Raw genomic sequence first — 26,509 nt, forward strand, 5'->3', positions numbered from 1 at the left:
GAGCTCAAAAAATGGAATGCATATTTGGTTTGACTCAAAGGCGAAACAGTTGTTCCATTGCTGAAGTAAAGCTAAACAAATTCAAGGCATTTCGTGCAGCCTTTCCATTTTCTCGTTAGCAATCTGCTCCCCTCCACCGCCGCGGTTGCAACCCCCCGAAGTGGCGGAAACCCAAGCCGCGCCCATTCTGCGGGCCAACAACGCAGCGCCGCATGACCAAGCTATCGTACGTGGCCGGACCGACCGACCAGCCGATCCCCGGCGGTTCTATTGGCGACCAGCTTGATCAGACTGCGCACAGGTTTCCAGACCGAGAAGCGCTCGTTGTTCCATGGCAGGACGTGCGCTGGACGTGGGCAGAGCTGCGGGACCGCACAGACGAACTCGCCCGCGGCCTGGCTGGACTGGGACTTCAGACCGGCGATCGCGTCGGGATCTTAGCCCCCAATCGCGCCGAATGGGTTCTCACCCAGCTGGCGACTGCGCGCCTTGGCCTCGTCCTTGTCTCCGTCAATCCGGCCTATCGTACCCACGAGCTTGGGCATGCCCTCAGGCTCGCCGGCGTGCGGGTGCTCATCGCCGCGACACGTTTCAAGACATCCGACTATGTCAGAATGCTGACCGAGCTGGTGCCTGCGGTCGCGGGAGGGGCAGCGGGGCCGCTGTTCGATCCGGCGTTCCCCGATCTACGTCATGTTGTTGAGATTGGCGGCCCCAGCGTTACCGCCTGCATTGGTTTCGAAACCCTCCTCCTGAGCGAGGGGGAATTGGCTTGGCCCGTGCTTGACGCCGACCAAGCCATCAACATCCAGTTCACCAGCGGGACGACCGGGGCGCCGAAGGGCGCAACGCTCAGTCACAGGAACCTTCTCCACAATGGTGCAAGTGCGGCCGCAGGCATGCGGCTTGGTCCCGAGGACCGGCTGTGCATCCCGGTGCCTCTCTACCATTGCTTCGGCATGGTGCTGGGCGTGCTGGCTTGCCTGACAAGCGGCGCGACGATGGTGTTCCCCGGACAGGCCTTCGATCCCGCTGTCGTGCTGGCCACCCTGCAACAGGAGCGCTGCACCGCCCTTCACGGCGTGCCGACCATGTTCCTAAGTATCCTTGACCACCCGGCCTTCGGCGGCACGGACCTATCCTCGCTGCGCACCGGCATCGCCGCGGGCGCGCCCTGCCCACCAGCGATGATGCGGCGGATGATTGAGGACATGAACCTCGTCGACATCGCAATCGGCTACGGCATGACCGAGACAAGCCCGCTGAGCACCCTGACCTCACCGGATGCGGATCTAGAGACCCGGACCGAAACCGTCGGAACGGTCATCTCGCACGTTTCGGCGCGGATCGTCGACGAGAACGGCGATGTCGTACCTCTCGGCGCGCCGGGCGAATATTGCGCACGGGGCCCTGGAGTCATGCTGGGCTATTGGAACCAGCCTGATGCGACAGCTGCAGCGATCTGCGATGGCTGGATGCACAGCGGCGATCTCGCGACGATGGATGAGAAGGGGCGCATCCGCATCGTCGGTCGCATCAAGGACCTGATCATCCGTGGGGGCGAGAACATTTACCCCGCAGAGGTCGAGGCTTTCCTCGCGACCCATCCAAAGATCGCCGAGGTCGCAGTCTTTGGAATTCCCGAAGAGCGCTTCGGTGAGCAGGTCTGCGCGTGGGTTCGGCTGCGTGAGCCGATGGATCCGCAAGCCATTCGCGAATGGTGCAAGGAGCGCATTGCTCACCACAAGATTCCTGCGCAGATTCGCATCGTCGACACTTTCCCCATGACCGTCACCGGCAAGATTCAGAAGTTCGCCATGCGCGAAGCGGAGCAGGCGGGCATGAGCGACACCGCCTCTTCGGAGATCGTGTGATGTGGGCAAGCCCGCGAGCTCGAAAGACAGGTCATCGAGTCGGGAGAAAGACTCCGCTGGCGGAATAGTTTGGCTTGATTGCGGTCTTGGCCCTTCACGGCGCTGTCAGGAACGCGACCACCAGAGCTCTCGCTGAAACTTATGCCTGAATGGGCCGGTGCTGTGTTGGGCCGCTTGCAGGCGACTCGGGAAAACCATGGCGGCCCTGCGGCTACTCGGCGTTGTGGGGCTGGGGCCGCAAGCTCCTCAGCGCCTCGAGGCCGGCTGAACGGCGGTCGGCTGCAAATTCGGAGCTTGCGAAGAGAATGCCGATCCGGCGCGTCTGATTGAAGCCGGAAAGCTTGATCAGGGCCAAGCCGGGCTCGGCGTAGCTGTCGGGGATGACAGTCACGCCCAACCCCGCCTTCACCAGCGCCACGGTCCGCTCGTCGTTGGTGGACCGGAAGCTGAACTGCGGCCGCACAGCCCGTTCGGTGAAGTAGCGACTCGTCTCCGACAGAACTTCACAATGGCGTCGCACGATCATGGTCTCGTTGGCCAGGAGGTCGCCGGAAATCGAGCTTGCGCCGGCATGAGGATGCCAGTCCGGCGCGGCAAGGGCGTAGCCTTCTTCATAGAGAACCTCCGCTTCGAAGCGGGTCTCTTCTCGCCGAACGATGGTCAGTGCGACATCGATGCGACGCCGTTGAAGCCGACCTACGAGATCGCGCTCGCTCCCCTCGATGAGTTCCATCGGATGTGACGCCTCTGTGCGCCTGTTGCGCTCCACGAGGCCTGCGATGAGGCGGACCGGGATTGTCGACAGGACCCCGACGCGTAGGGTCCGGCTGGGCTGGCGCCCGATGACACGATCTTCGAGGGAGTTGAATTCGCTTTCGATGGCGCGTGCATGCGCCAGCAATCGAACGCCGGCCTCGGTGAGCTGAACACGCTGGCTGTTGCGCAGGAATAGCCGGGCCCCGAGGCTGTCCTCCAGCTTGGCGACGCCCACCGATAGGGTGGGCTGCGTGACATTCACCTGCTGCGCGGCGCGGGAAAAGTTTCCTGCATCCACGACGGCGAGGAAGTAGCGCAGCTGGTATCGGTCAATCATTGATGCAATCTATGCTCTTGGTCTCGAAAGGACAATTTTTCTTCGCCATCCTGCGGCGATAGGCTTGGCGCATGGACGGATTTTCAAATCTCGGCGGCGGACCTTCGCTGGACTTCGCCCTGGGCGAGACCGCAGACGCCATCCGCGAGACGACCGCGCGCTTCTGCGCCGACCGCATCGCCCCCCTGGCCGCCGAAATCGACGCCACCAACACCTTCCCTCGCGCCCTCTGGCCGGAGATGGGCGCGCTCGGCCTGCACGGCATCACCGTGGAGGAGGAATATGGCGGGCTGGGCCTGGGCTATCTCGAGCACGTGGTGGCGATGGAGGAGGTGTCCCGCGCCTCCGCCTCGGTGGGGCTCAGCTACGGCGCCCACTCCAATCTCTGCGTGAACCAGCTGCGCCGCTGGGGCTCCGACGACCAGAAGCGCCGCTACCTGCCGGGCCTGATCAGCGGCGAGCATGTGGGCTCCCTGGCCATGAGCGAGGCGGGCTCGGGCTCCGACGTGGTCTCCATGCGTCTGCGGGCCGACCCGCGGGGCGACCGCTATGTGCTGAACGGCACGAAGTTCTGGATCACCAACGCGCCCCACGCCGACACCCTGGTGGTCTACGCCAAGACCGCGCCGGGCGAGGGCAGCAAGGGCATCACCGCCTTCATCGTCGAGAAGGGGATGAAGGGGTTCAGCGTCTCGCCCAAGCTGGAGAAGATGGGCATGCGCGGATCCGACACCGCCGAGCTGGTGTTCGAGGACTGCGAAATCCCGGAAGAGAACGTCATGGGCCCGTTCAACGGCGGGGTTGGCGTGCTGATGAGCGGCCTGGACTATGAGCGGGCGGTGCTGTCGGCGGGGCCGCTGGGCATCATGCAGGCCTGCCTGGACGTGGTCCTGCCCTATGTCCGCGAGCGCAAGCAGTTCGGCAAGCCGATCGGCTCGTTCCAGCTGATGCAGGGCAAGATCGCCGACATGTACGTCGCGCTGAACTCCTCGCGGGCCTACGTCTATTCGGTGGCCCGGGCCTGCGACGCCGGCATGACCACGCGGTTCGACGCAGCCGGGGCGATCCTGATGGCCTCGGAGAACGCGGTGAAGGTGGCGGCCGAGGCGATCCAGGCCCTGGGCGGCGCCGGCTACACCAAGGAGTTCCCCGTGGAGCGCCTGCTGCGCGACGCCAAACTGTACGACATCGGGGCAGGCACCAACGAAATCCGCCGCTATCTGATCGGGCGCGAGTTGATCGGGGCATGAACCGGTTCGCTGTTTCCGAAAATTCCGCCCAGCCCCGTCACGACTGGACGCTGGACGAGGTGGAGGCGCTGTTCGAGCTGCCCTTCGCCGAACTGGTGTTCCGCGCCGCCGAGGTCCACCGCGCCTGGTTCGACCCCGCCGAGGTGCAGCTGTCGCAGCTGCTCAGCGTCAAGACCGGCGGCTGCCCGGAGAACTGCGGCTATTGCAGCCAGAGCCAGCACTTCAAGACCTCCACCGTGGCCTCCAAGCTGATGGAGGCCGATGCGGTGATCGAAGCCGCCCGCGAGGCCAAGGCCGGCGGGGCCCAGCGCTTCTGCATGGGCGCCGCCTGGCGGGACCTGAAGGACCGCGATGTGCCCAAGGTCGCCGCCATGATCTCCGGGGTGAAGGCGCTGGGCCTGGAGACCTGCGCGACGCTCGGCATGCTGACCCGCCACCAGGCCCAGAGCCTGAAGGACGCCGGGCTCGACTACTACAACCACAACCTCGACACCGGGCCGGACTATTACGACAAGGTGGTCACCACCCGGACCTACCAGGATCGCCTGGACACCCTGGAGGCCGTGCGCTCGGTGGGCATGAACACCTGCTGCGGCGGCATCGTCGGCATGGGCGAGACGCGCCGGGACCGCGTGGGCCTGCTGCACACGCTCGCCACCCTGCCCGCCCATCCGGACAGCCTGCCGATCAACGACCTGATGCCGATCCCGGGCACGCCGCTCGGGGGGGCGACCCCGGTGGACGGGTTCGAGTTCGTGCGCATGATCGCGGTGGCGCGGATCGTCTGCCCCAAGACCGTGGTGCGGCTGTCGGCCGGGCGCGAGCACATGAGCCGCGAACTGCAGGCCCTGTGCTTCCTGGCCGGCGCCAATTCGATGTTCATCGGCGGGCGCCTGCTGACCACCGCCAACCCGGACAAGGACACAGACGCGGCCCTGATGGCCGACCTCGGCATGCGGCCGGTCGGGATCAGCCTGACGAAACAGGTTTCGGGTGAGCCCGAACCGATGGGGGTCGCTTGATGGTCCCGGTCCGACTGCAGGCCCAATCGCGCCAGGAGGCAATGTCGAATGGCTGCTAAAACACGCAAGGATGCGGTCGAGGCGCTGGCGGGCCAGCTTTTCGACGGCATGACGATCATGGCGGGCGGCTTCGGGCTGTGCGGCATTCCCGAGAACCTGATCGCGGCGATCCGCGACAGCGGGGTCAAGGACCTCACCGTGGTCTCCAACAATTGCGGCGTCGACGGCTTCGGCCTCGGCGTCCTGCTGGGCGCCGGCCAGATCCGCAAGATGATCTCGTCCTACGTCGGCGAGAACAAGCTGTTCGCCGAGCTCTACCTGTCCGGCAAGCTGGAGCTGGAGTTCAACCCGCAAGGCACGCTCGCCGAGCGCATCCGGGCCGGCGGCGCCGGCATCCCGGCCTTCTTCACCAAGACCGGGGTCGGCACCCTGGTGGCCGAGGGCAAGGAAGTCCGCGAATTCGACGGCGAGATGTACGTCATGGAGCGCGGCCTCACCGCCGACCTCTCCATCGTCAAGGCCCACACCGGCGACGCCGAGGGCAACCTCGTCTATCGGAAGACCGCGCGGAACTTCAATCCGATGATGGCCACCGCCGGCAAGGTCACGATCGCCGAGGTCGAGCACCTGGTCCCGATCGGTGCGATCGACAAGGACAACATCCACACGCCCGGCATCTATGTGGACGCCATCTTCCAGGGCGCCAGCTTCGAGAAGCGCATCGAGCAGCGCACGGTCCGTTCCAAGGAAACTGTCTGATGGCCTGGACCCGCGACGAGATGGCGGCCCGCGCCGCCCAGGAACTGCGCGACGGCTTTTATGTGAACCTCGGCATCGGCATCCCGACCCTGGTGGCCAACTACATCCCGGCCGGCATGAGCGTCACCCTGCAGTCGGAGAACGGCATGCTGGGCATGGGTCCCTTCCCCTATGAGGGGGAGGAGGACGCCGACCTGATCAACGCGGGCAAGCAGACCATCACCGAACTGGCCAGCTCGTCCTATTTCTCCAGCGCCGACAGCTTCGCCATGATCCGCGGCGGCCATATCGACCTGTCGATCCTCGGGGCCATGCAGGTGGCCGCCAATGGCGACCTGGCCAACTGGATGGTGCCCGGCAAGATGGTCAAGGGCATGGGCGGCGCCATGGACCTGGTGGCCGGCGTCAAGCGCGTGGTCGTGGTCATGGAGCACACCGAGAAGTCGGGCGCCCCCAAGCTGGTCAAGGCCTGCTCCCTGCCGCTGACCGGCCAGAAGGTGGTCGACCTTGTGGTGACCGAACTCGGCGTCTTCGAGGTCAACCGGGGCAAGACGCCAATAGCTCTGCGTGCGCTCGCGCCCGGCGTCACGGTGGCCGAGGTTGAGGCGCGAACTGAGGCGGCCTTTGAAATTGCGCTCGGCTGGCCCGCCCCATGAGCCGCTTCATCGAGATCGTCGAAGTCGGGCCCCGCGACGGTTTGCAGAACGAAAAGACCAGCCTCGAGGTCCCGCAGAAGGTCGAGTTCATCAAGCGCCTGGAAGCGGTGGGCGCCCGGCGGATGGAGACCGTGTCCTTCGTCAATCCCAAGCGGGTGCCGCAGATGGCCGGCGCGGAGGAGGTCTCCGCCGCCCTGCCGCGGGACGCCTCGAAGTCCCGCATCGGCCTGGTGCTGAACATGCGCGGCTGGGACCGGGCCGTGGCCGCCGGCTGCGACGAGGCCAATGTGGTGGTCTGCGCCACCGACGGCTTCGGCATCCGCAACCAGGGCGCCTCGACCGCCGAGCAGATGCAGGCCCTGGCCGACATCGCCGCCAAGCGCGACGCCGAGGGCGGCCCGCCGATCAGCGCCACCTTCTCCGTGGCCTTCGGCTGCCCGTTCGACGGGGAGGTCTCGGAGGATCACGTGGTCGCCCTGGCCCGCGACGCTGCGGCCCTGAACATCGCCGAGATCGCGCTCGCCGACACCATCGGCGTGGCCGATCCCTGGACCGTCCGAAAACGCATCGAGGCGGTGCGCAAGGTGATCGGCGACAAGACGCTGCGCCTGCACTTCCACGACACCCGCAACACCGGCCTGGCCAACGCCTATGCCGGCGTGGAGGCGGGCGTGGACGTGCTGGACGCGAGCTGCGGCGGCCTGGGCGGCTGCCCGTTCGCCCCCGACGCCACCGGCAATATCGGCACCGAGGACCTGGTCTACATGCTGGAGCGCGCCGGCTTCGAGACAGGCTATGACCTGGGGGGCCTGATCGACACCGCCAGGTGGATGTCCGGCCTGCTGGGCAAGCCGCCAGTGGCGTCCGTCAGCCGGGCGGGAGCTTTCCCAAAATGAGCAAGTTGCGATCCAAGATCGATCCCAAGAGCGCCGCCTTCAAGGCCAATGCCGAGGTCAACCGAACCCTGGTCGCCATCCTGCGCGATCGCACCGAAACCGCCGCCCTGGGCGGCCCGGAGGAGAGCCGCAAGCGCCATGCCGGCCGGGGCAAGCTGCTGCCCCGCGAGCGGGTGATGCGCCTGCTGGACCCGGGCTCGCCGTTCCTGGAGGTGGCCGCCCTGGCGGCCCACGGGCTCTATGACGACGAGGCCCCCGGCGCGGGCGTCATCACCGGGATCGGCCGGGTCTCCGGCCGCGAGGTGATGATCGTCGCCAACGACGCCACGGTGAAGGGCGGGGCCTATTTCCCGCTGACCGTGAAGAAGCATCTGCGCGCCCAGGAAGTGGCGATGCAGAATCGGCTGCCCTGCGTCTATCTGGTGGATTCCGGCGGGGCGAACCTGCCGCACCAGGCGGAGGTGTTCCCGGACCGGGAGCATTTCGGGCGCATCTTCTTCAACCAGGCGCGGATGAGCGCCGAGGGCATCGCCCAGATCGCCTGCGTCATGGGCTCGTGTACCGCCGGCGGGGCCTATGTGCCGGCCATGAGCGACGAGACGGTGATCGTGCGCGGGTCCGGCGAAGAGAGCCAGGGGACCATCTTCCTGGGCGGCCCGCCGCTGGTGAAGGCGGCCACCGGCGAGGTGATCTCGGCCACGGAGCTGGGCGGGGCCGACACCCACGGCCGGCGCTCGGGCGTGGTCGACCACGTGGCGGCCGACGACGAGCACGCCCTGCAGATCGTGCGCTCCATCGTCGCCAACCTGAACACGAAGAAGCCGGACCAGGTGGTGATGGCCGAGCCGAAACCGCCGCTGTTCGATCCCGAAGAGCTCTATGGCGTGGTGCCCACCGACGTGCGCGCGCCCTATGACGTGCGCGAGGTGATCGCCCGCATCGTCGACGGCTCGGAGTTCGACGAGTTCAAGGCGTTGTACGGCACGACCCTGGTCTGCGGCTTCGCCCGCATCTGGGGCCAGCCGGTGGCGATCCTGGCCAATAACGGCGTGCTGTTCTCCGAGAGCGCGCTGAAGGGCGCGCACTTCATCGAACTCGCCTGCAAGCGCGGGATTCCGCTGGTCTTCCTGCAGAACATCTCGGGCTTCATGGTGGGCGGCAAGTACGAGGCCGGCGGCATCGCCAAGGACGGGGCCAAGCTGGTCACCGCCGTCGCCAGCGCCGAGGTGCCGAAGTTCACCGTCCTCATCGGCGGCTCGTTCGGAGCCGGGAACTACGGCATGTGCGGCCGGGCCTATTCGCCGCGCTTCCTGTGGACCTGGCCCAACAGCCGGATTTCGGTGATGGGCGGCGAGCAGGCCGCCAGCGTGCTGGCCACCGTGCACCGCGACGCCGGCAAGTGGACGCCGGCCGAGGAGGAGGCCTTCAAGGCCCCCGTGCGGCAGAGGTACGAGGACGAGGGCAATCCCTATTTCGCCACCGGCCGGCTGTGGGACGATGGGATCATCGATCCGGCCCAGACTCGCGACGTGCTGGGCCTGTCGATCTCCGCGGCGCTGAACGCCCCGATCCCGGAGACGCGGTTCGGCGTCTTCAGGATGTAGCCTGAGGTTTCAAGGAGGCCGCATGACCAACCCCATCGCCGATCCCCTTGTCGAGGGCGTCGATTCGGACGCCACCTCTCAGCTCGTGCAGATCTCGGCGACCGCCGAGGGCGTGGCCGTCGTGACCATGAACCGCCCGGCCCAGCGCAACGCCTTCAACGCCGAACTGATCGCGGCCCTGCGCGAAGCCTTCGAGACCTTGCAAGGGGCCGAGGGCGTGCGGGTCGTGTTCCTGAAGGGGGAGGGGTCGTTCTTCTCGGCCGGCGCCGACCTGGAATGGATGCGCGAGGCGGCCGAATGGAGCGAGGCTGACAACAAGGACGACGCCTTGCAGATGGCGCGCATGCTGAAGAGCCTGTGGGACATCCCGGCGCTGACCGTGGCCCTGGTCGAGGGCGGAGCGTTTGGCGGGGGCTGCGGCTTGGCGGCGGCCTGCGACCTGGCGGTGGCGGTCGAGGGCGCGAAGTTCAGCTTCTCCGAGGTGAAGCTCGGCCTGATCGCGGCGACCATCAGCCCCTATGTGGTGGGCGCCATCGGGCCCCGGAACGCGCGGGGCCTGCTGGCCACCGGCCGAGTGTTCGACGCCGCCCATGGCGAGAAGGTCGGCCTGATCACGGAGACGGTCGCCGACGCCGCGGGCCTGGACGCCGCGATCGCGCGGATTTCGACCGAGATGATGGCTTGCGCGCCGGGTGCGGTGGCCGACTCCAAGGCCCTGGTGAACGACGTGGCGTTCCAGAAGATCGATCACGGCCTGATGGAAGAAACATCCAAGCGCATCGCCCGGGCGCGAGTGGGCGAGGAGGGCCAGGAAGGCGTCCGCGCGTTTCTGGAGAAGAAGAAGCCTTCCTGGGTTGCTTGAAGACGCTGGAATTATTTCTCCGAAATCCCGGTGCGATCCTTGAAGGACGTACCGGCTGAGGTTCATTGAGCGCATGCTGAAGTCCATATTGGTCGCCAATCGCGGCGAAATCGCCCGCCGGGTCTTCCGGACCGCCCGCCGAATGGGGATCGCCACCGTGGCGGTCTATTCCGAGGCCGACGCCGATGCGCCCCATGTGCGCGAGGCGGATCAGGCGGTGCTGATCGGCCCCGCCGCGGCCCGTGAAAGCTATCTGGTGGGCGAGAAGATCATCGCCGCCGCGAAGGCCACGGGGGCCGAGGCGATCCATCCCGGCTATGGCTTCCTGTCCGAGAACGCCGCCTTCGCCGAGGCGGTGGTCAAGGCCGGGCTGATCTGGATCGGCCCGCCGCCCAGCGCCATCAACGCCATGGGCCTGAAGGACGCCGCCAAGTCGCTGATGGACAAGGCCGGCGTGCCGGTGACCCCGGGCTATCTGGGCGAGGACCAGTCGGTGGCCCGCCTGCAGGCCGAGGCCGACAAGACCGGCTATCCGGTGCTGATCAAGGCCGTGGCCGGCGGCGGCGGCAAGGGCATGCGCAAGGTGGAGGCCGCCGGTGACTTCGCCGCCGCCCTGGCCTCCTGCCAGCGGGAAGCCGCATCGTCGTTCGGCGACGACCGGGTGCTGATCGAGAAATACGTCACCCGCCCGCGCCATATCGAGGTGCAGGTGTTCGGCGACAGCCACGGCAACGTGGTCCACCTCTATGAGCGCGACTGCTCCCTGCAGCGGCGGCACCAGAAGGTCATCGAGGAGGCCCCGGCCCCCGGCATGAGCGAGGCGGCCCGCGCCGCCGTCACCGCCGCCGCGGTGAAGGCCGCCCAGGCGGTGGGCTATGTGGGCGCCGGGACGGTGGAGTTCATCGCCGACGCGTCGGAGGGGCTGAAGCCCGACCGCATCTGGTTCATGGAGATGAACACCCGGCTGCAGGTGGAGCATCCGGTCACCGAGGCCGTCACCGGGGTCGACCTCGTGGAATGGCAGTTCCGCGTCGCCTCCGGCGAGCCTCTGCCGCTGGCCCAGGACGAGATCAAGCTCACCGGCCATGCCATGGAGGCCCGGCTCTACGCCGAGAACCCCGCCGCCGGCTTCCTGCCCTCCATCGGCCTGCTGGAACACTTCCACACGCCCGACGGCATCCGCGTCGATTCGGCGGTGGAGGAGGGCGACGAGGTCAGCCCGTTTTACGACCCGATGATCGCCAAGCTGATCGCCTATGCCCCCACCCGCGAGGGGGCGGGCGACGAGCTGGCCCAGGCCTGCGCCGAGGTGGAGGTCTGGCCGGTGCGGACCAACGCCGGTTTCCTGGCCCGCTGCCTGGACCATCCGGACTTCATCTCGGGCGACGTGGACACCGGCTTCATCCCGGCCCGCCTGGAGGCCCTGGCGGCCCAACCCCTGCCGTCCATGGACATCCTGTCGGTGGCCGCCGCCGCGACGCTCAGCGAGGCTCAGGACGACACCGCGTCGCCCTGGAGCGGCCTCACCGGCTTCCGCATGAACGCGCCCGCCCAGACCACTGTGCGGCTGTTTCTCGACGGCCGTCCCATCGACGCCCCGTTGCCCGAGGGTGACCTCGAGGCCGACGTGCTGATGACCGAGGACGCGGTGGTGGTGTTCGAGGGCGGCGAGACCTACGTGCTCTCCACCAAGCCGCCTCTGCGCAGCCTCGACGAGGTCAGCGGCGACGGCGCCATTGTCTCGCCCATGCCGGGCAAGGTGGTGGCCGTCTCGGTGGCCGTGGGCGACAAGGTCTCCCGCGGCCAGGCCCTGATGACCCTGGAGGCCATGAAGATGGAGCACGCGCTCACCGCGCCCTTCGACGGGGAGGTGGAGGCGCTCAGCGTCAGCGCCGGGGACCAGGTCAGCGAGGGCGTGGCCCTGGCCCGGCTGAAGAAGGCCGCCGCGGCATGACCGTGCACATGATCCGCCTCTGCGTCGGCTACGACACCATCGACGACCTGCTGGCCCGGCGCCGCAAAATCGGAGAGAAGGGACGCCGTCCAGCCAAGGCGCGCGCGCTCGGGGACGGCGACCGAAGCGCTTCGCCGCGCCGGGGGCCCCGACCTTAAGATAAGCTCTTATCGGCAGGGCATGGTGAGCAACTTTGTGTGCAGCAAGATCACCTCGTGGAGATCTTGGATGCGGTAGCCTAGTTGCACGTGCGTGCCGACATCGGCGCGCTCAGGCGCCGATGCGAGAAACCTCAGGTGGAACTTTAGGCAGGCCGCCGAGAAGGGCTCGCCCGAGGCTGCAAGATCCCGGCCGACACGACAGGCGCCCAAACGGTGATGGCGTTCCTCTTCTCGACCCTATTGACGGTCAAGCTCAGGGCGCCATTCGCGATTTCGCTGAGAATATGTCCGCTCACAGACGTTCTTATGGTGAGCAGACCGTCCAGCATGTTCCTGGCCCTGGTCGAGAAGGGACGGGCGTGGCGCCGCCAACGCCGCACCATGGGCCACGGACGGAAGGTTGCTCGCGCGGCCATTAGATGTCAAAATAACACTTACTAGTTCTAGAGGTACCCCTTGGCGTTGGCCGCGAAGCCTTCTGGGAAGCAGCTGGGAGGGGACGTCCAGTGGCCAAGAGCCTGAACGACGCGGAGGTCGCGGCCTTCAGGGTTCGTCTCTGCCATGCCGCCGAGACCTTGCTTGAAGCGGGGGGGCCGAATGCCGTGAGCCTGCGCGCGGTGGCCGCCAAGCTCAACGTCAGCGCCATGACGCCCTACCGCTATTTCGAGACCAAACAGGCCCTGATGAACGCGATGTGCGTCCGCGCGTTCGAGCGCCTCGCAACCTCGCTTGAAACGGTGAACGCGCGCCCTGATGCGTCGAACGCCCAACTCGCTGACGCCTACTTCACCTTTGCGGCCGAACACCCTGGTGTCTATCGCCTGATGTTCGAGCTCGGGCCTGCGCAAGACCGGATGGATGCGGACCTGGACGCGGTGACGGGTCGGGTGCGGTCGGCCTTGGTGCTAGGCTTGGCGCGCTCCCACCAAGTGTGCTCGTCCGCCGCGGAGGTGGAACTCGCCGGTCATCTGTTCTGGGCGACCCTCCATGGGCTTCTCGCGCTGGACCTGGCGGGCAAGCTTTCGCCCGCCCTGGACGCCAGAGCCAGCCGGAACGCCGTTGTCGCCACGATCCTCCGCGGGCTCGAGGACAGCAGAGCGCTCAGCCGCTGAGGTTCGCAGGATCCGCGTCCGATGCGCCAAAGGACCGAGTCTGGCGGCAGGCGATGGTCGGGCCGACAGGCCAGGAAGGCTGATTCCTGGCCTGTCGGCGTCCCGCGGCTATCCTTTTCTCGTGCGGGTCCACGAAGCCTCCGAGAGAGGCCTCTAGGACTCCACCTGGGACGTCAGGCGCTCGCGCACGAAATCGAGCCGGTCGTTCCCAAAGAATATCTCGCCGTCGACAATGAAGGTCGGCACGCTGAACACGCCGCGCCGTGCTGCGGCCTCCGTCGCCGCCGACAACGCCGCGATCGCCGGACCCTGGCCCGCAGCGGCGATGAGCTCGGCGGCGGGCAAGCCGTGGGCCGCCAACAGAGCCTCTAGCCCGCCAGGCGAGGCGTCGCCCTGCCCACCCCAAACCGCCTTGAAGATCACGTCCGTCGCCGCGGCCCGCACGACCTCGTCGGGCGCCGCCATCACCACGCGAAGCAGAAGCTCGGGGTCCAGCTGGCCCCTGTCTGGAGGGATCATGGGCACACCGTAGCGAGCGGCCCAGCGCCCGAGATCCGCGCTCACATAGGCGGCCTCGGCCGCGCTGTTGGACGCGGCCGGCACCTTGTCGGTCAATGTCATCAACTGACCCACAGAGATCGGCGCGAGCCGAACAGGAGCCCCCAGCGTCTCCAGCTGGCTATGCGCGAGATAGCTTTGGGGGCTTTGGAAATCGAAGTAGAATTGCGGCCATCCGGCCTTGGCAAGGCTACCTTTGCGGAGGCTCTCGAGCAGGGCGCGGACCGCCTCGTCGGCGGCCGGGCCGGCGCGCAGCTCGACCCGCTCCCGCGGCACGGCCTGACCGGTCAGCGGATCCACCAGGTCCAGACGGAGCTGATGGCCGGTGTCGCGGTCGATCACACAGACGGTGGGCGCGCCGTCGCCGGAGACGTCCCATCGGTCGCTCCATTCGCGCAGGGCCGTGGTCACCGTCCAGAGGCCATGACCCATGTCGGTCAGGCGATATTCGTCGCGGGGAGGCCGGGTCTGGTAGCGCACCCGCTCGACAAGGCCCCGCGCCTCGAGGTTCCTCAGGCGGGCGGTCAGGGTGCTGCGCGGGATGCCGGTGTTGGCGCGCAGCTCATCAAAGCGGCGAACGCCCAGGGCCATGTCGTGGACCAGCAGCATGGTCCACTTGTCGCCGACGATCCGAAGCGCGCCGACGATCGAGCGGCGCATCCGGACGATAGGCTTAGCTTTCATGGTGCGCCACTCCGTAGCGCTGTCGACAACCGGGCCAACCCTCGTTGGAGGACAATGACGAGACGATCAGGCTGCCTCTTCGGACTCTCGGCGCCGGCTGCCGGAGCGCCTCGCCGCTCGGACATCGAAAACTGGGCAGGCGCCGCGGGCGCGAGGGGGCGGCCCTGGGAAGCGAAGCGGGCCCTGTCTCGGGAGCGCTCCGGAGTCGCGCCAGCCCCATCGGGCGGATTGCGCGCTGCACGATCGCCAGAACGACCGAAGACCGGCTGTCGAGGGCATGCATCCAGGCGTTCAGGCTCGTCGGGGCCCACAGTCTGGCGACCCCAGCCGCGACGATCTGAGCGGAAGGCGTTCCGCCCTCCGAGGAGCCTTCAGACCCGAAATGCTCGAGTCCGGCTGGCGCCGCCGCCGAACGTGGCGAGCCCTCGCGGTCTGGGACGCGCGCGGACCGATCGACCGTGATGTGTCGGGCCCGCGGCGCTCCCATTATAGATGCTGTTCTAACACTTTAGCTGGCTGCGGGTCGATGGATGACGGCCTTGGTTTCGAGATAATCGCCGAAGGCGGCTTCTCCCCATTCGCGCCCGTTTCCTGACATCTTGTACCCGCCGAACGGGGCGGCGCCGTCCTCGCCCGCGCCGTTGATGTAGATCATCCCGGCTTCGATCTGTGCGGCGACCTCTTCCGCTTGCGCGTCCGTCGACGCCTGCACATAGGCGGCCAGGCCATACGGGGTGTCATTGGCGATGCGGACCGCCTCATCGACATCGTCGTAGCCGATGATGCAGAGCACCGGACCGAAGATCTCTTCGCGGGCGATCGTCATGTCGTTGGTGACGTCCGCGAACACGGTGGGGCGGACATAGTAGCCCTTGGCGAGACCTTCAGGACGGCCCGGCCCGCCCGTCACCAGGGTGGCCCCTTCGTCGATCCCCTGTTGGATCAGCGTCTGGATGCGCGTCCATTGGCGCTCCGAGACCACCGGCCCAAGGAAGGCGCCCTCGGTCGGATCGCCGACGGGCAGCGTGCCGACCACATGGGCGGCGATCGCCTTGACTTCCTCAAGCCGCGCGCGCGGCGCCAGCAGGCGCGTGGGGGCGTGACAGGTCTGACCGCTGTTCATCAGCAGGCGGTGAATGTTCTCACCGACCGCCTGCGGCAGGTCCGCGCCCTCCAGCACGATGTTGGGCGACTTGCCCCCCAGTTCCTGGTGAACGCGCTTGACCGTGTCCGCGGCGCGCTTGGCCACGTCGACGCCGGCGCGCGTCGAGCCGGTGAACGACACCATGTCCACACCAGGATGGGAGGAGATGGCGCTCCCAACGGTCGGGCCTTCGCCGTCGACCAGGTTGTAGACGCCGGCCGGCACGCCCGCGGCGTGGAGGATTTCGGCGATGATGTGAGCGGTGAACGGGGTGACCTCTGACGGCTTGTGGACCATCGTGTTGCCGGTGGCGATGGCGGGCACGATCTTGCACATCACCTGATTGATCGGCCAATTCCACGGCGTGATCATCCCCACCACGCCCACCGGCTCCCGCCGCACATTGGTTCGCGCGCTGGCCGGCGTTTCGAACGGGTAGGTTTTCAGGACTTCGATACCGGTCATCAGGTGCATGAGCCCAGAGCCGACATGCGCCTCGAGCGCCAGCTTGGCCGGCGCCCCGAGCTCCTCGACCAAGGCGTCCGCAAGCTCCTGCTGGCGCGCCGCGAAACCCCCGAGGATGGCGTTCAGCAGCCCCAGCCGGTCCGCGCGGGAACTCCGCGAGAAGCCTACGAACGCACGCCGCGCCGCCGCCACGGCCCGGTCGACGTCTTCGACAGTCCCCAGGCTGATCTGCCCGATCACGGCCTCGGTCGCGGGATTGACGATATCGTGCGACGAGCCCCCCACGCTGTCGACCCATGCGCCGTCGATATAGAGCTTGCGGTAGTCTCTCATGGTGTTGGCCTTCTATCTGAGGGAGGGAGCGGCGTTTGGGCCGCTCCTAGGCTGAAGCGGGATCCATCGCCGCCGGACGCGTCGGCTATTGGCTTTCGGGCATGGTGAGGCGGATGCCATCGAGCGCGGCGGTGACCTTGAGCTGGCAGGACAGTCGGCTGCTGGCCGTCGCGCCATCCGCGAACTCCAGCATCTGCTCCTCGGTCGGGGACTTTGGGGGCAGGGCGTCAAGCCAAGCCGCATCGACGTAGACATGGCACGTGGCGCAGGCGCAGGCCCCGCCGCAGTCGGCGTCGATGCCGGGGATGCTGTTCTTGACCGCGGCTTCCATGATGCTGACGCCGATGTCGACGTCGAGGGTGTGAGTCCGCCCGCTGTGCTCGACGTAGGTGATCTGCGGCATGGAGTGAGTCCTGCTGGAAAATTGGCTGGGGACGCGGCAAGTGAGATGCGACGGAATTCGGAGCCGCCGCATCCACCTCGGCGCGCGGGCTAGGCGTCGAATATGATGACGCTGCGCGCCAGTTCGCCGCGCTTGAGTTCGGCGAAGGCTTCGTTGACCTGGTCGAGCTTGATGCGCCGGGAGATCATCTGATCCAGATGAAGCTTGCCCTGCATATAGAAGTCGACGAACCGGGGCAGATCGACCGGAAAGCGGTTGGACCCCATGAAGCTGCCCTGGATTCGCTTCTCGCCCAGGAACTCGTAGCCATCGAGTTCAATCTTCGTCCCCACCGGGATCATGCCGATCACATTGGCGACGCCGCCACGCGCCAGCATGGCGAACGCCTGCTCAGTCGTAGTCTTCAGGCCAATGGCCTCGAAGCTGTGCTGGACGCCACCGCCCGTCAGCTCCTGCACCCGCTTGACCACGTCGCCGTCGGAGGCGTTGATCACGTCCGTCGCGCCAAAGGCGCGCGCAAGCTCGAGCTTGCTGGCCTGGGTGTCGATGGCGATGATGCGGCCGGCGCCGGCGATGGCCGCGCCATTGACGGCCGCCAGACCAACACCGCCGCAACCGACAACGGCGACGGTCTCGCCCGGTCGGACGCTGGAGGTGTGGATCACCGCCCCGACGCCCGTGGTCACCGCGCAGCCGAGGAGGGCCGCCACATCGAGGGGCATGTCCTTGCGTATCGGCGCGCACGCATGTTCGTGGATCAGCATGTGTTCGGCGAACGACGACAGGTTCAGGAATTGGTTGAGGCCGCCGGTCGTCGAAGCCAACCGCGGCTCATCGTCATCTCCCCGTCGCGTTTCGGGCGAAACGCAGAGCGACATGTGACCCGTCAGGCAGTGGTTGCAGTGTCCACAGAACGCAGAAAGGCAGGTCACCACATGGTCGCCGGGCTTTACCGTCCTAACTTCGGAACCCACCTGCTCGACGATCCCGGAAGACTCGTGCCCCAGCACGGCGGGAAGCGGATAAGGATAGGCCCCCTCGATAAAATGCAGGTCTGAGTGGCACACCCCGGCGGCGGCGGTGCGTATCAACACCTCGTGCGGCCCGGGCTTGTTGATCTTAACGTCCTCGATCTGCAAGGGCTGACCGACTTGGCGCAGGACGGCGGCTTTCATCTGGTATCTCCGGGAAGGCAGGGCTCAAAGGGGGGGAGGGGTGTTGGCTCGGACAGGGACTTCGAATTCAGTCGAAGCGTCGGCTAGGGGCGACGCCGTGGTTCATGGGCGGGCAAATAACGAAAGAACCGGCCTGATAAGGGCATATGCCCCTATCAGGCCGAGTTGGCCCGCTATTCCGTTTGGGAGGAGATGCGGCGGGCGGAGGAACTTGGCTTTGTTGCAGAGAGCCTTGGCGCGGCGGTCGCTGGCGCGCCCAAAGGCGACGACCGGCAGCCCCTGGGCGCGAGGGGCGCGAACGATGCTGCGGCCGACGGAGCCGACCTGACGTCCGGAGTTGGTTACAAGGATCGGCGCGCCACACATGGTCTGCATTTCTCACTGATGGACGGAGCGGGAGATTCTTGGCGGCGCTGGGTGTCCCGCGCCTGTGCGCTGACACCCTGGCCCTAGAGCTGCCCGGAAGTCGGAATCCTATGGTTGGGGTGATCCGCGGCCGGCCATCACAATGGAATGCGCACGGGCAAGTGGCTGAAGCCGTTGGCGAAGGACGAGGCGGAGCGGACGGGTTCGCCGGCGACTTCGATCTTTGGGAAGCGGCTTAGGATCTCTTCCCACAAGATCGTCAGCTGCATCTCGGCGAGCCGGTTCCCAACGCACCGGTGGATGCCGAAGCCATATGACAGGTGCTGGCGGACGCGCGGACGATCGATCAGGAATTCGTTCGCTCGCTCAATGACGTCTTCGTCCCGGTTGCCGGACACGTACCACATCAGGACCTTGTCGCCCTTGCGGATCTGCTTGCCGCCAAGCTCAACGTCCCGTGTTGCGACGCGCCGCATATAGGCCAACGGGGTCTGCCAACGTATCATCTCTGAGACCATGTTCGGGATCAGCGTGGGATTGGCGAGGAGCTTGTCGTACTCTGCAGGGTTCTGATTGAGCGCCAGCAGGCCCCCTGTCATCGAGTTACGGGTGGTGTCGTTGCCGCCGATGATGAGCAGGATGGTGTTGCCGAGAAATTCCTGGGGGGTCATGTGCCGCGTGGCCTCCCCATGGGCGAGCATCGAGATCAGGTCGCCCCGCGGCGGCGCGTTCACCCGCTCGTTCCAAAGGCGCGTGAAATACGCGCCGCATTCCATCAGCTCGCCCACCACATAGCTGCGGTCCAGGTTGCCCGCGGTGGCGATGTCGGACCAGTGCGGGAGTCGGCGCCGGTCCTCGAATGGGAAATCCAGCAGTGTGGCGAGCATCTGAGACGTGAGTTCAATGGAGACGCGATCCACCCAGTCGAACGTCTCACCGCGCGGAAGGCCATCCAGGATCGACCGGACACGACCCCGGATCAGGGGCTCCATTTCCTTTAGATTGTGAGTGCTCAGCGCAGGCGCGACGGACGCGCGCTGCGCCTGGTGGCGCGGGGGATCCATGGCGATGAACATGTTGAGCGGCAAATCCGCGGGCGGATCGCGATAGGTGATCGCGGGCTCCGACGAAAAGAGTTCGTGGTTCATGTCCACGAACATGATGTCGTTATACTTCGTGACGGACCAATAGGGCCCGTCCGGATTGTTGTTCGAATAGTGGACCGGATCCTCAGAACGCAGGCGTTCGAAAACGAATTCGAAGGTTCCGTTGCGGAAGATTTCGCTGTCGACCGGATCGATCGTTTCCAGAGGCGCGGCGTAGGCCTCCGCCCGGGCCGTCAAACGCCAGTCGATCGCGCCGTCGTCCATTGTCCGTTTCCTCGTCGGTCTTATCATTGCATCAGGTCGACGCCATGCCGCCCGGTTGCGCAACAACCGCAGCGGCAGCCCCTGGTGGCGACCCGCGAACTGCGCCATCCGTAAGAATGGGCATATAAGACCTATCATTGCGTCGGTTCGAAAACAACACTCGTTTTGCCGTCGCATGCGACCTCATCGCGCTGACGCCATAAGGCTTGCCGCCCCATCCCGTGGCCTGGACCAATGACGCTCCAGCGTGGCGCCGCGCGACTGCGGGAAAGAAGTCCGGGCCTTGGGCGAGACCGATGGTCGCTCGTGCTGCATGGCGCTGAGCTCAGGCGAGCTTCAACACGTCGTTGGGGGCGCAGGAGCCCCAGATCCACGCCGTCCATGCGGGGAGGACCTGATTTCAGATTGCGGACAGGCGGCGGTCAGAATCGGCTTGGCGGGGGAACGCCGCCAAGAAGATGGCGCCGCTCTCACCATCCGCCAGGGCTTCGACGGAACCACAGGCGATGCTGGGCCCCCAAAGGCCGTCCCACGCGTAGAACGGGATCGAGGGTCGTGGCCTCAGCTCCTCCTCCAGGGTCGTCAAATTGCGGTTTGCGCGGAGAAGAGATCTCTTGGGCGGCCCCTAGGCGTCAGCTCGTGCGCCGAGATATCGGGGCGCCACCTGGCCTGAAAGCGTCGCGGCCAGGTATTGCTGCCGGGCCGCCTCCAACGCATCCCAAACCTCAGGGTTCGCCATGGAGGGGGTTGTGACCGGCTCTTCGGCGGCCAGGCCCGCAAGGGCGGAATCGACCAGTTGTTCTGCAGTGAGGAATGCGGAATCCGGGAACACTGCGTCACTCATGCCCTGCGAGGAGAAGAACTCGGTGCGGATCGGGCCAGGCATGACGAGCTGAATTCGGATCGCGCTGCCAGCGTATTCTTGCTGCAGGGATCGGGTGAAATTCGCGACATAGGCCTTGGAGCCACTGTAGGCCGCGGCGCCGGCCGACGGCGCATGTGCGATGATCGAGCCGATGTTGACCAGCACCCCGGCGTCCCGCTTGCGGAACCCCGTCAGGGCCGCGAGCGAGAGACGTGTCAGCGCCACGACATTCAAGCGGATCAATCGTTCTTGCCGGTCGGCGGTGCTATGCGCCGTCGGTCCGAGTGAGCCAGCGCCAGCGTTGTTGACCAGCATTGCGACATGTTCGGTCTCCAAGACCTCTTCGAGGCGTGACAGGTCCTGAACCTGTTCGAGGTCAGCCACCAAGGTCTGTACAGGCGTCCGGTACCGCGAGATCAATTCAGCCGCGAGCTGCGCGAGACGATCCTGTCGGCGGGCCACGAGCAAAAGGGCTCGGCCTTGGGCGGCCAGCCGCTGGGCGTAGGTCGCGCCGATCCCCGACGAAGCTCCGGTAATGACGGCGAGGCCGCCAGATTCAGCCGTACTCATGAGGCGCCGTCCATCCTAGGTTTGGGGCGGGTTCAGGGGTGTGTGCGCGGCGAAGCGCGATTTTCCTGCATCCAACGCATCTCGTCTTTCGTCCCCTGCCTAGGCGGGAAGTGGCCCTGGATCGACCAGTACTCGAACGGCGTCTCGTCGATGTGGAATTCCCAATCGAGGCCGCGGTCCTTCACCCAAGGCGCGATGACCTCATTTGCTTTGTCCACGAAGCGGACCGCCGCCTCGGGCGAGGGAAAAGCACGCGCAATGTGATCGATCCAGATCCGCACGAAATTGGAGCGCGACTCGCCGCCGATAAAGAACGACTCGTCGGCGACCTCTTGGAACACCACGCCCACATAGAACCTTGGCATGATCCGCCCGTAGAGGTCGGTCACTTTGGTCGAAAAGGCCTGCTTGTCCTCTCGGCTGTAGGCCCCAACGGGGTGGTAAACTTTCCAAAGAGGCATGCGTGGTGTCCCGTTCTATCCAGGGCGACGGTCTTGGTCGCAACGGCCCCGGCAAAAGCCACTCAGGCGACCACCTAGTCAAGACACATTTGCCTTATGAGTGTCAAAAAAATACCCACAACCCACTAAATTCCTTGAGGCGGGAGCGCAGTGCGTCTGCCGATACGCGGGCGTTTGAGGAGCCCATCGAACCCTGGGTATTCGCCGCTAGGGCCACGGTCAGTGTGTAAAACGTCGGAAAATGGCGCTGGCGTTAACCCCGCCGAATCCGAAGCTGTTGGTCATGGCATAGGCGAGCGCATCGACCGTACGTGTGGCCCGAATCAGATCCATTCCCGTCGCTGCGGGGTCCGGGGTCATAAGGTTCAGGGTAGGCGGCAGGCGCTGATCTCTCAGACTGAGCACCGTGAACACCGCCTCGAGTGCGCCCGCCGCGCCAAGCAGATGACCGGTCGCCGACTTTGTGGCTCCGATCGCGGTCCTGGCCTCGCCAAACACAGCGCGAATTGCACGAAGCTCGCAGGCGTCCCCCATCGGGGTCGATGTGGCATGGGCGTTCACATAGCCAATGGCCGCCGGCGGCACGCCTGCTTGGGCCAGGGCGACTTTCATGGCGCGCTGCGCGCCCTCTCCACTGCTGGGCGCGGCCGTAATATGGTGGGCGTCCGCACTGGTCCCGTAACCAACGAGTTCCGCCAGCGGCTGCGCCCCCCTGGCTTCAGCGTGGTCCATGGCTTCTAGCACAAGCACGGCCGCGCCCTCGGCGAGGACGAATCCCGCCCGTCCTTGATCGAAGGGCCGGGACACGGTTTCGGGCGAGCGCTCGCCTGACGGCGCCAGCGCCTTCGCCGCGCCAAAACCGCCAAACACCAAGGGATGGAGGCAAGCTTCGGAGGCGCCGCAGATCGCCACGTCCGCCTCATGGGCGCGGATCAGGCGCGCCCCGTCGCCCAAGGCTTGAAGGCCAGCCGCGAACGAGCCTTCCGGAGCGCCAAGGGGTCCCATAAGGCCGTGTCGGATCGAGATCCAGCTGGCCGCCATGCTTCCAAGGAAGGTGGGCAAGGCGAAGGGCGACAACCGGTGAGCCCCCAGGCCCTGACAGCTTGGGACCGCATCGACGATGGATTCAAGTCCCCCGAGGCTGGAGCCCACGACCGTCGCGATCCGCGCCCGGTCCGTCTGACCGCCGTTCAGGACGCCCGAGGCGCGAACCGCTTCATCCGCCGCGGCGAGCGCGAACAGAACGAAGCGATCCATTTTACGTCGTTCGCGCGAACTGGACACGATCTCGGGATCGAAACCGCCCTCGGGATCTTGGTCGAGCCCGAGAATGGCGCCCGCGACGCGAGGCGATTGCGTGCTCGTCGGCCATCCCGGGCGACTGGCCATGTAGCGGACGCCCGACCGCCCCGCCAGGAGCCGGGCCCAAGCCAACTCTGCTCCGCAGCCCAGAGGCGAGACGACGCCCAGCCCAGTGACGACAACGCGGCGCATGAAGATGGCTCTCGTTCAGGTCTGCCGATCTGCGGGCCGAAGCTTCTGACGATCGGATCGCCGGGCGGCCGACGTCGCGGATGAGCACTCCGCCCACAGGGGCATCGGCTCTTTATCGCGTTCGAATTTGAAATCAACCCCGCAGCTCGCGCCCGTCGATCGGGCGCCGGCGGGCCGACGCCCGGGGCATGCGGGCCTTGCCAGGCACCGCAGTGAGTGCCAAAAACGTATCTAGTAAGGTCGATCCATGGTGGATCTTGACCCCCTGCAAGACCAGCGCCGCACGACACGGAAGGATGCGACCATGAGAACCCGGATCACGGACCTCTTCGGGATAAAGCACCCGATCATTCAGGGGGGCATGCACTATGTCGGATTCGCCGAGATGGCGGCGGCCGTCTCCGAGGCCGGCGGCCTGGGAATCATCACCGCTCTGACCCAGGGCACACCCGAGAACTTGGCAAAGGAAATCGCCCGCTGTCGCACAATGACCGACAAGCCATTCGGCGTGAACCTAACCTTCCTGCCCTCGGTCACTCCGCCAGACTATCCGGGGTATGTCAAAGTGATCATCGACAGTGGCGTCAAGGCGGTCGAGACCGCGGGCAACAATCCGCAGCAATGGCTTCCCGCTCTCAAGGAAGCGGGGATCAAGGTGATCCACAAGTGCACGTCGGTGCGTCACGCGCTCAAGGCGGAAGCGATCGGCTGTGACGCGGTCAGCGTCGATGGGTTCGAATGCGGCGGCCATCCGGGGGAAGACGACGTTCCCAACTTCATCCTCCTGCCGCGGGCTGCCGACGAGCTTAAGATCCCGTTCGTCGCTTCGGGCGGCGTGGCTGACGGAAGGTCCTTGGTTGCAGCGCTCAGCCTGGGCGCGGATGGCGTCAACATGGGCACCCGGTTCGTCGCCACCGAGGACGCGCCCGTCCATGCCAATGTCAAGGCGGCGCTCCTGGCCGCAAGCGAGCTGGACACCCGGCTCGTAATGCGTCCCCTGCGTAACACCGAACGGGTCTTGATCAACGCCGGGGTCGAACGCCTGGTGCAGAAGGAGAAGACGCTAGGCTCAGCGATCACCTTCAGCGACATCGCCGAAGAGGTCGCCGGCGTTTATCCGCGCGTCATGCGGGACGGCGACATGGATGCGGGCGCCTGGAGCTGTGGGATGGTCGCCGGGCTCATCTACGACATCCCCACGGTGAAGGCGCTCATAGAGCGGATGATGTCCGAGGCGGAAGCGATCATTCGAGCTCGCCTGACCGGAGCGTTGAACGGGCAGATCGAGACCTTGGCCCAATCCCCACGCGAAACCGTCCTGATCTAGGCGGTTCCGACCCCAGAAAGCCCGACGCCCGAGTGCGTCGGGCCGGTGGCCTGCGAAATCGGGGCGCATTGCTGTCGAGGGTGGCGGTCGGAGTCCCCCACCCACCCGTACAGGTCCTCGGTTTCGCCCCGGGCGCCGGGGCGCGCGGCTCAGCCGGGCCTTGCGGCGTCCTGCTCTGCCGTTGTTTCGAGCAGCGCGACGAGGTCGCCCGGCCGCAGCCGCGCGCGCGGGTTGACGGGAGCGAAAACCGCCCGGCTGAGATAGTGTGAAAACAGAATGGTCTTGATCGTCGACGATGCGTTGCGCGCGCCCGGCTGGCCCGTGATTTTCGGGCACGTTCCCAGGAGAACGCCGCGCGAGGTTTTGGCGGCTCATTTGGCGAGGCAATCGGGCCTCGTCCGTCCGTGAGGAGCGGGAATGCCGTTGGAGTCGCAGAGAGGGCCTTCCGGCGATCCAGGCCCACCTGCACCTTCCAGGGAAGGGCCATGACTCAACCATTCCGGCCGCCGCCGCGGTCCTTGCGGCGCCTCGGCGTTGGAATTGTCGAGCCGTGGGCCGGCGGCGCGAACCTATTCCGCATGGCGCGCGGATCGGCCGCCTCAAAGAGGCGCATCTTTGCGTAAGGGCCAAGAAACTCGGGCGCGGATCGTGGATGCGGCGCTCAATGTAGCGGCGCACCGCGGGTTGGCGGCGTTAAGTCTTGGCGAATTGGCGAAGCGGGCGAGGCTCTCCAAGAGCGGGGTGATCAGGCACTTCGGCTGCAAGACGGATCTTGAATTGGCGATTGTCGCCGAGGCCACTCAACGTTTCGCCCAGGCTGTCGAGGCGCCGGCCAGAGGCCACCCTCCGGGCCGACCGAGGCTGAAGGCTCTATTTGCGCACTGGCTGGACTGGGAAGACGAAATCTGCCGCTCGGCCGGTTGTCCGTTGAGGGTGCTGAGCACCGAGCTTGATGACCAGCCCGGCCCCGCTCGCGATCTGCTTAAGGCGCGGCTAGCGGCTTTCCGTGCGGCTGTCGCGGCTGATATGCGGCTGCTTCGCGATCCGCCCTTGTCCGAGACCGAGGCAAGCGCCGCCTATTTTGAGCTCCGCAGCTACTTCCTTGGCTACTCCCATGCGAGGAGACTGATGGGCGACCAGCACGCTCGACAGCACCTAATCGAAGCGTTCGAAGGGCTGATGGACCGTTCGGTTGGAGGCGGCGTCACGTGAGCTAGGCCCCACAGCGGCGCGGCCTGTAGCCGATCCATCTGGAAGCCGGGCGATACATAGGAGCTGGAAATAGACTCCCGATAAGAAAGAGTGGTCGGGTTTCATCCTGTTCGGCCCCGGTTTCCGCCTCGCGCCGCCACCGGGGGTGGAACATGGCGACCAGCGTGTGATATAAGTTCGTATTCGGCATTTGTGTTCGGCGTATTGGCCGGCCCTAAAATATTGAAATGGAGACTACCCTTGCAGTGGAGCGAGCTTGAGGATCAGGCATGTTCTGTGGCCCGCACGTTGTCGGTGATTGGCGACCGCTGGGCGATCATGATCCTGCGGGATTGCTTCCTGCGGGTTCGGCGGTTTGACGATTTTCAGGAACGGCTTGGCATCGGCCGCCCCATCCTGGCCGATCGGCTGGGTAAGCTCGTAGACGCCTTCGTGCTGACCAAGGTGGCCTATCAAACCAATCCCACCCGCTACGAATACCGCCTTACCTCCAAGGGTTTGGATCTCTACCCCGTGATCATGTCCATCGTTCATTGGGGCGATGTCCACATGGCCGGCAAGAAGGGCCGGCCGCTGCTCCACCATCACATCAAGTGCGATCACCAGTTCGATCCCGTGATGGTGTGTTCGGAGTGCCAGGAACCCCTGGATCCACGCGAGGTCCGCACGACGCCTGGACCTGGCGCTCGCCACCCACAGCATATGCCCATCGGGCTCGCCACGAACCTGCGCCGCAAATCGACGACCCCGAAGGCCTCCGCCAAAGACGACGCCAAGCCGAAGGCCAAGGGGAAGAGCAAGGCCGCGGCGGTCGCCTGATCGTAGCGGCCCTCTCGCGC

General features: G+C 66.1%; 22 protein-coding genes. 13 read left to right on the forward strand and 9 right to left on the reverse strand.

The annotated features are described in order from the left end of the window. Nucleotides 1-212 precede the first annotated feature (212 nt). A complete protein-coding gene (locus ACODSL_RS17180) occupies nt 213-1,874 on the forward strand; it encodes an AMP-binding protein (protein WP_488901948.1) in 1,662 nt (553 codons plus the stop codon). A 211-nt stretch (nt 1,875-2,085) separates the two neighbouring features. Here the strand turns inward: ACODSL_RS17180 and ACODSL_RS17185 are convergent, their stop codons facing one another. Continuing rightward, nucleotides 2,086-2,967 (reverse strand): LysR family transcriptional regulator, encoded by an 882-nt coding sequence (locus ACODSL_RS17185; protein ID WP_488901949.1) that lies wholly within the window; start codon nt 2,965-2,967, stop codon nt 2,086-2,088. Nucleotides 2,968-3,038: 71 nt separating this feature from the next. On the opposite strand from ACODSL_RS17185, the gene ACODSL_RS17190 reads away from it, so the two are divergent. The 9 genes from ACODSL_RS17190 to ACODSL_RS17230 all read left to right on the forward strand — a co-directional run bounded on the left by ACODSL_RS17190 (nt 3,039) and on the right by ACODSL_RS17230 (nt 13,243). Next, on the forward strand, nt 3,039-4,217 hold the full coding sequence (locus ACODSL_RS17190; protein ID WP_488901950.1) for an isovaleryl-CoA dehydrogenase: 1,179 nt from the start codon (nt 3,039-3,041) through the stop codon (nt 4,215-4,217). Further along, nucleotides 4,214-5,239, forward strand: a complete 1,026-nt coding sequence (gene bioB / locus ACODSL_RS17195; RefSeq protein ID WP_488901951.1) for a biotin synthase BioB — start codon at nt 4,214-4,216, stop codon at nt 5,237-5,239. Before ACODSL_RS17190 ends, bioB begins: the two co-directional genes overlap by 4 nt. A gap of 48 nt (nt 5,240-5,287) precedes the next feature. After that, a complete protein-coding gene (locus tag ACODSL_RS17200) occupies nt 5,288-5,998 on the forward strand; it encodes a CoA transferase subunit A (RefSeq protein WP_488901952.1) in 711 nt (236 codons plus the stop codon). Further along, nucleotides 5,998-6,654, forward strand: coding sequence for a 3-oxoacid CoA-transferase subunit B (locus tag ACODSL_RS17205; RefSeq protein WP_488901953.1), 657 nt, complete (start codon nt 5,998-6,000; stop codon nt 6,652-6,654). The genes ACODSL_RS17200 and ACODSL_RS17205 overlap by 1 nt, the downstream gene beginning before the upstream one ends. Continuing rightward, nucleotides 6,651-7,550 (forward strand): hydroxymethylglutaryl-CoA lyase, encoded by a 900-nt coding sequence (locus tag ACODSL_RS17210; RefSeq protein ID WP_488901954.1) that lies wholly within the window; start codon nt 6,651-6,653, stop codon nt 7,548-7,550. The genes ACODSL_RS17205 and ACODSL_RS17210 overlap by 4 nt, the downstream gene beginning before the upstream one ends. Further along, complete coding sequence (locus ACODSL_RS17215) at nt 7,547-9,154, forward strand: carboxyl transferase domain-containing protein (RefSeq protein ID WP_488901955.1); 1,608 nt, start codon at nt 7,547-7,549, stop codon at nt 9,152-9,154. The genes ACODSL_RS17210 and ACODSL_RS17215 overlap by 4 nt, the downstream gene beginning before the upstream one ends. A 22-nt stretch (nt 9,155-9,176) precedes the next feature. Next, entirely contained in the window at nt 9,177-10,016 is an 840-nt protein-coding gene (locus ACODSL_RS17220; protein ID WP_488901956.1) for an enoyl-CoA hydratase-related protein, read from the forward strand. 73 nt (nt 10,017-10,089) lie between these two features. Beyond that, nucleotides 10,090-11,970 (forward strand): acetyl/propionyl/methylcrotonyl-CoA carboxylase subunit alpha, encoded by a 1,881-nt coding sequence (locus ACODSL_RS17225; RefSeq protein ID WP_488901957.1) that lies wholly within the window; start codon nt 10,090-10,092, stop codon nt 11,968-11,970. Nucleotides 11,971-12,637: 667 nt separating this feature from the next. Next, on the forward strand, nt 12,638-13,243 hold the full coding sequence (locus ACODSL_RS17230) for a TetR/AcrR family transcriptional regulator (protein WP_488901958.1): 606 nt from the start codon (nt 12,638-12,640) through the stop codon (nt 13,241-13,243). Nucleotides 13,244-13,396: 153 nt separating this feature from the next. Here the strand turns inward: ACODSL_RS17230 and ACODSL_RS17235 are convergent, their stop codons facing one another. The 8 genes from ACODSL_RS17235 to ACODSL_RS17270 form a co-directional block, all read right to left on the reverse strand. After that, nucleotides 13,397-14,485, reverse strand: a complete 1,089-nt coding sequence (locus ACODSL_RS17235) for a DsbA family protein (RefSeq protein WP_488901959.1) — start codon at nt 14,483-14,485, stop codon at nt 13,397-13,399. Nucleotides 14,486-14,993: 508 nt separating this feature from the next. After that, the gene (locus ACODSL_RS17240; protein WP_488901960.1) at nt 14,994-16,427 is read right to left on the reverse strand and encodes an aldehyde dehydrogenase family protein; all 1,434 of its coding nucleotides are present in this window, start codon (nt 16,425-16,427) and stop codon (nt 14,994-14,996) included. A gap of 85 nt (nt 16,428-16,512) precedes the next feature. Further along, on the reverse strand, nt 16,513-16,830 hold the full coding sequence (locus tag ACODSL_RS17245) for a 2Fe-2S iron-sulfur cluster-binding protein (RefSeq protein ID WP_488901961.1): 318 nt from the start codon (nt 16,828-16,830) through the stop codon (nt 16,513-16,515). Between the two features lie 89 nt (nt 16,831-16,919). Then, complete coding sequence (locus tag ACODSL_RS17250) at nt 16,920-18,005, reverse strand: Zn-dependent alcohol dehydrogenase (protein ID WP_488901962.1); 1,086 nt, start codon at nt 18,003-18,005, stop codon at nt 16,920-16,922. 503 nt (nt 18,006-18,508) lie between these two features. After that, nucleotides 18,509-19,741, reverse strand: coding sequence for a cytochrome P450 (locus ACODSL_RS17255; RefSeq protein WP_488901963.1), 1,233 nt, complete (start codon nt 19,739-19,741; stop codon nt 18,509-18,511). Between the two features lie 625 nt (nt 19,742-20,366). Next, entirely contained in the window at nt 20,367-21,176 is an 810-nt protein-coding gene (locus ACODSL_RS17260) for an SDR family NAD(P)-dependent oxidoreductase (RefSeq protein ID WP_488901964.1), read from the reverse strand. A gap of 32 nt (nt 21,177-21,208) precedes the next feature. Further along, on the reverse strand, nt 21,209-21,637 hold the full coding sequence (locus tag ACODSL_RS17265) for a tautomerase family protein (RefSeq protein ID WP_488901965.1): 429 nt from the start codon (nt 21,635-21,637) through the stop codon (nt 21,209-21,211). A gap of 219 nt (nt 21,638-21,856) precedes the next feature. After that, on the reverse strand, nt 21,857-23,131 hold the full coding sequence (locus ACODSL_RS17270) for a beta-ketoacyl-ACP synthase (protein WP_488901966.1): 1,275 nt from the start codon (nt 23,129-23,131) through the stop codon (nt 21,857-21,859). Nucleotides 23,132-23,378: 247 nt separating this feature from the next. Here ACODSL_RS17270 and ACODSL_RS17275 point away from each other — a divergent pair, with 247 nt between their 5' ends. From ACODSL_RS17275 to ACODSL_RS17285, 3 genes are all read left to right on the forward strand, one after another. Continuing rightward, complete coding sequence (locus tag ACODSL_RS17275; protein ID WP_488901967.1) at nt 23,379-24,458, forward strand: NAD(P)H-dependent flavin oxidoreductase; 1,080 nt, start codon at nt 23,379-23,381, stop codon at nt 24,456-24,458. 648 nt (nt 24,459-25,106) lie between these two features. After that, nucleotides 25,107-25,670, forward strand: coding sequence for a TetR/AcrR family transcriptional regulator (locus ACODSL_RS17280; RefSeq protein ID WP_488901968.1), 564 nt, complete (start codon nt 25,107-25,109; stop codon nt 25,668-25,670). Between the two features lie 240 nt (nt 25,671-25,910). Next, nucleotides 25,911-26,489: a winged helix-turn-helix transcriptional regulator gene (locus tag ACODSL_RS17285; protein ID WP_488901969.1), complete on the forward strand. Its 579-nt coding sequence runs from the start codon at nt 25,911-25,913 to the stop codon at nt 26,487-26,489. The last annotated feature ends 20 nt before the right edge of the window (nt 26,490-26,509 follow it).

The sequence above is a fragment of the Caulobacter sp. FG121 genome, from assembly GCF_057809815.1.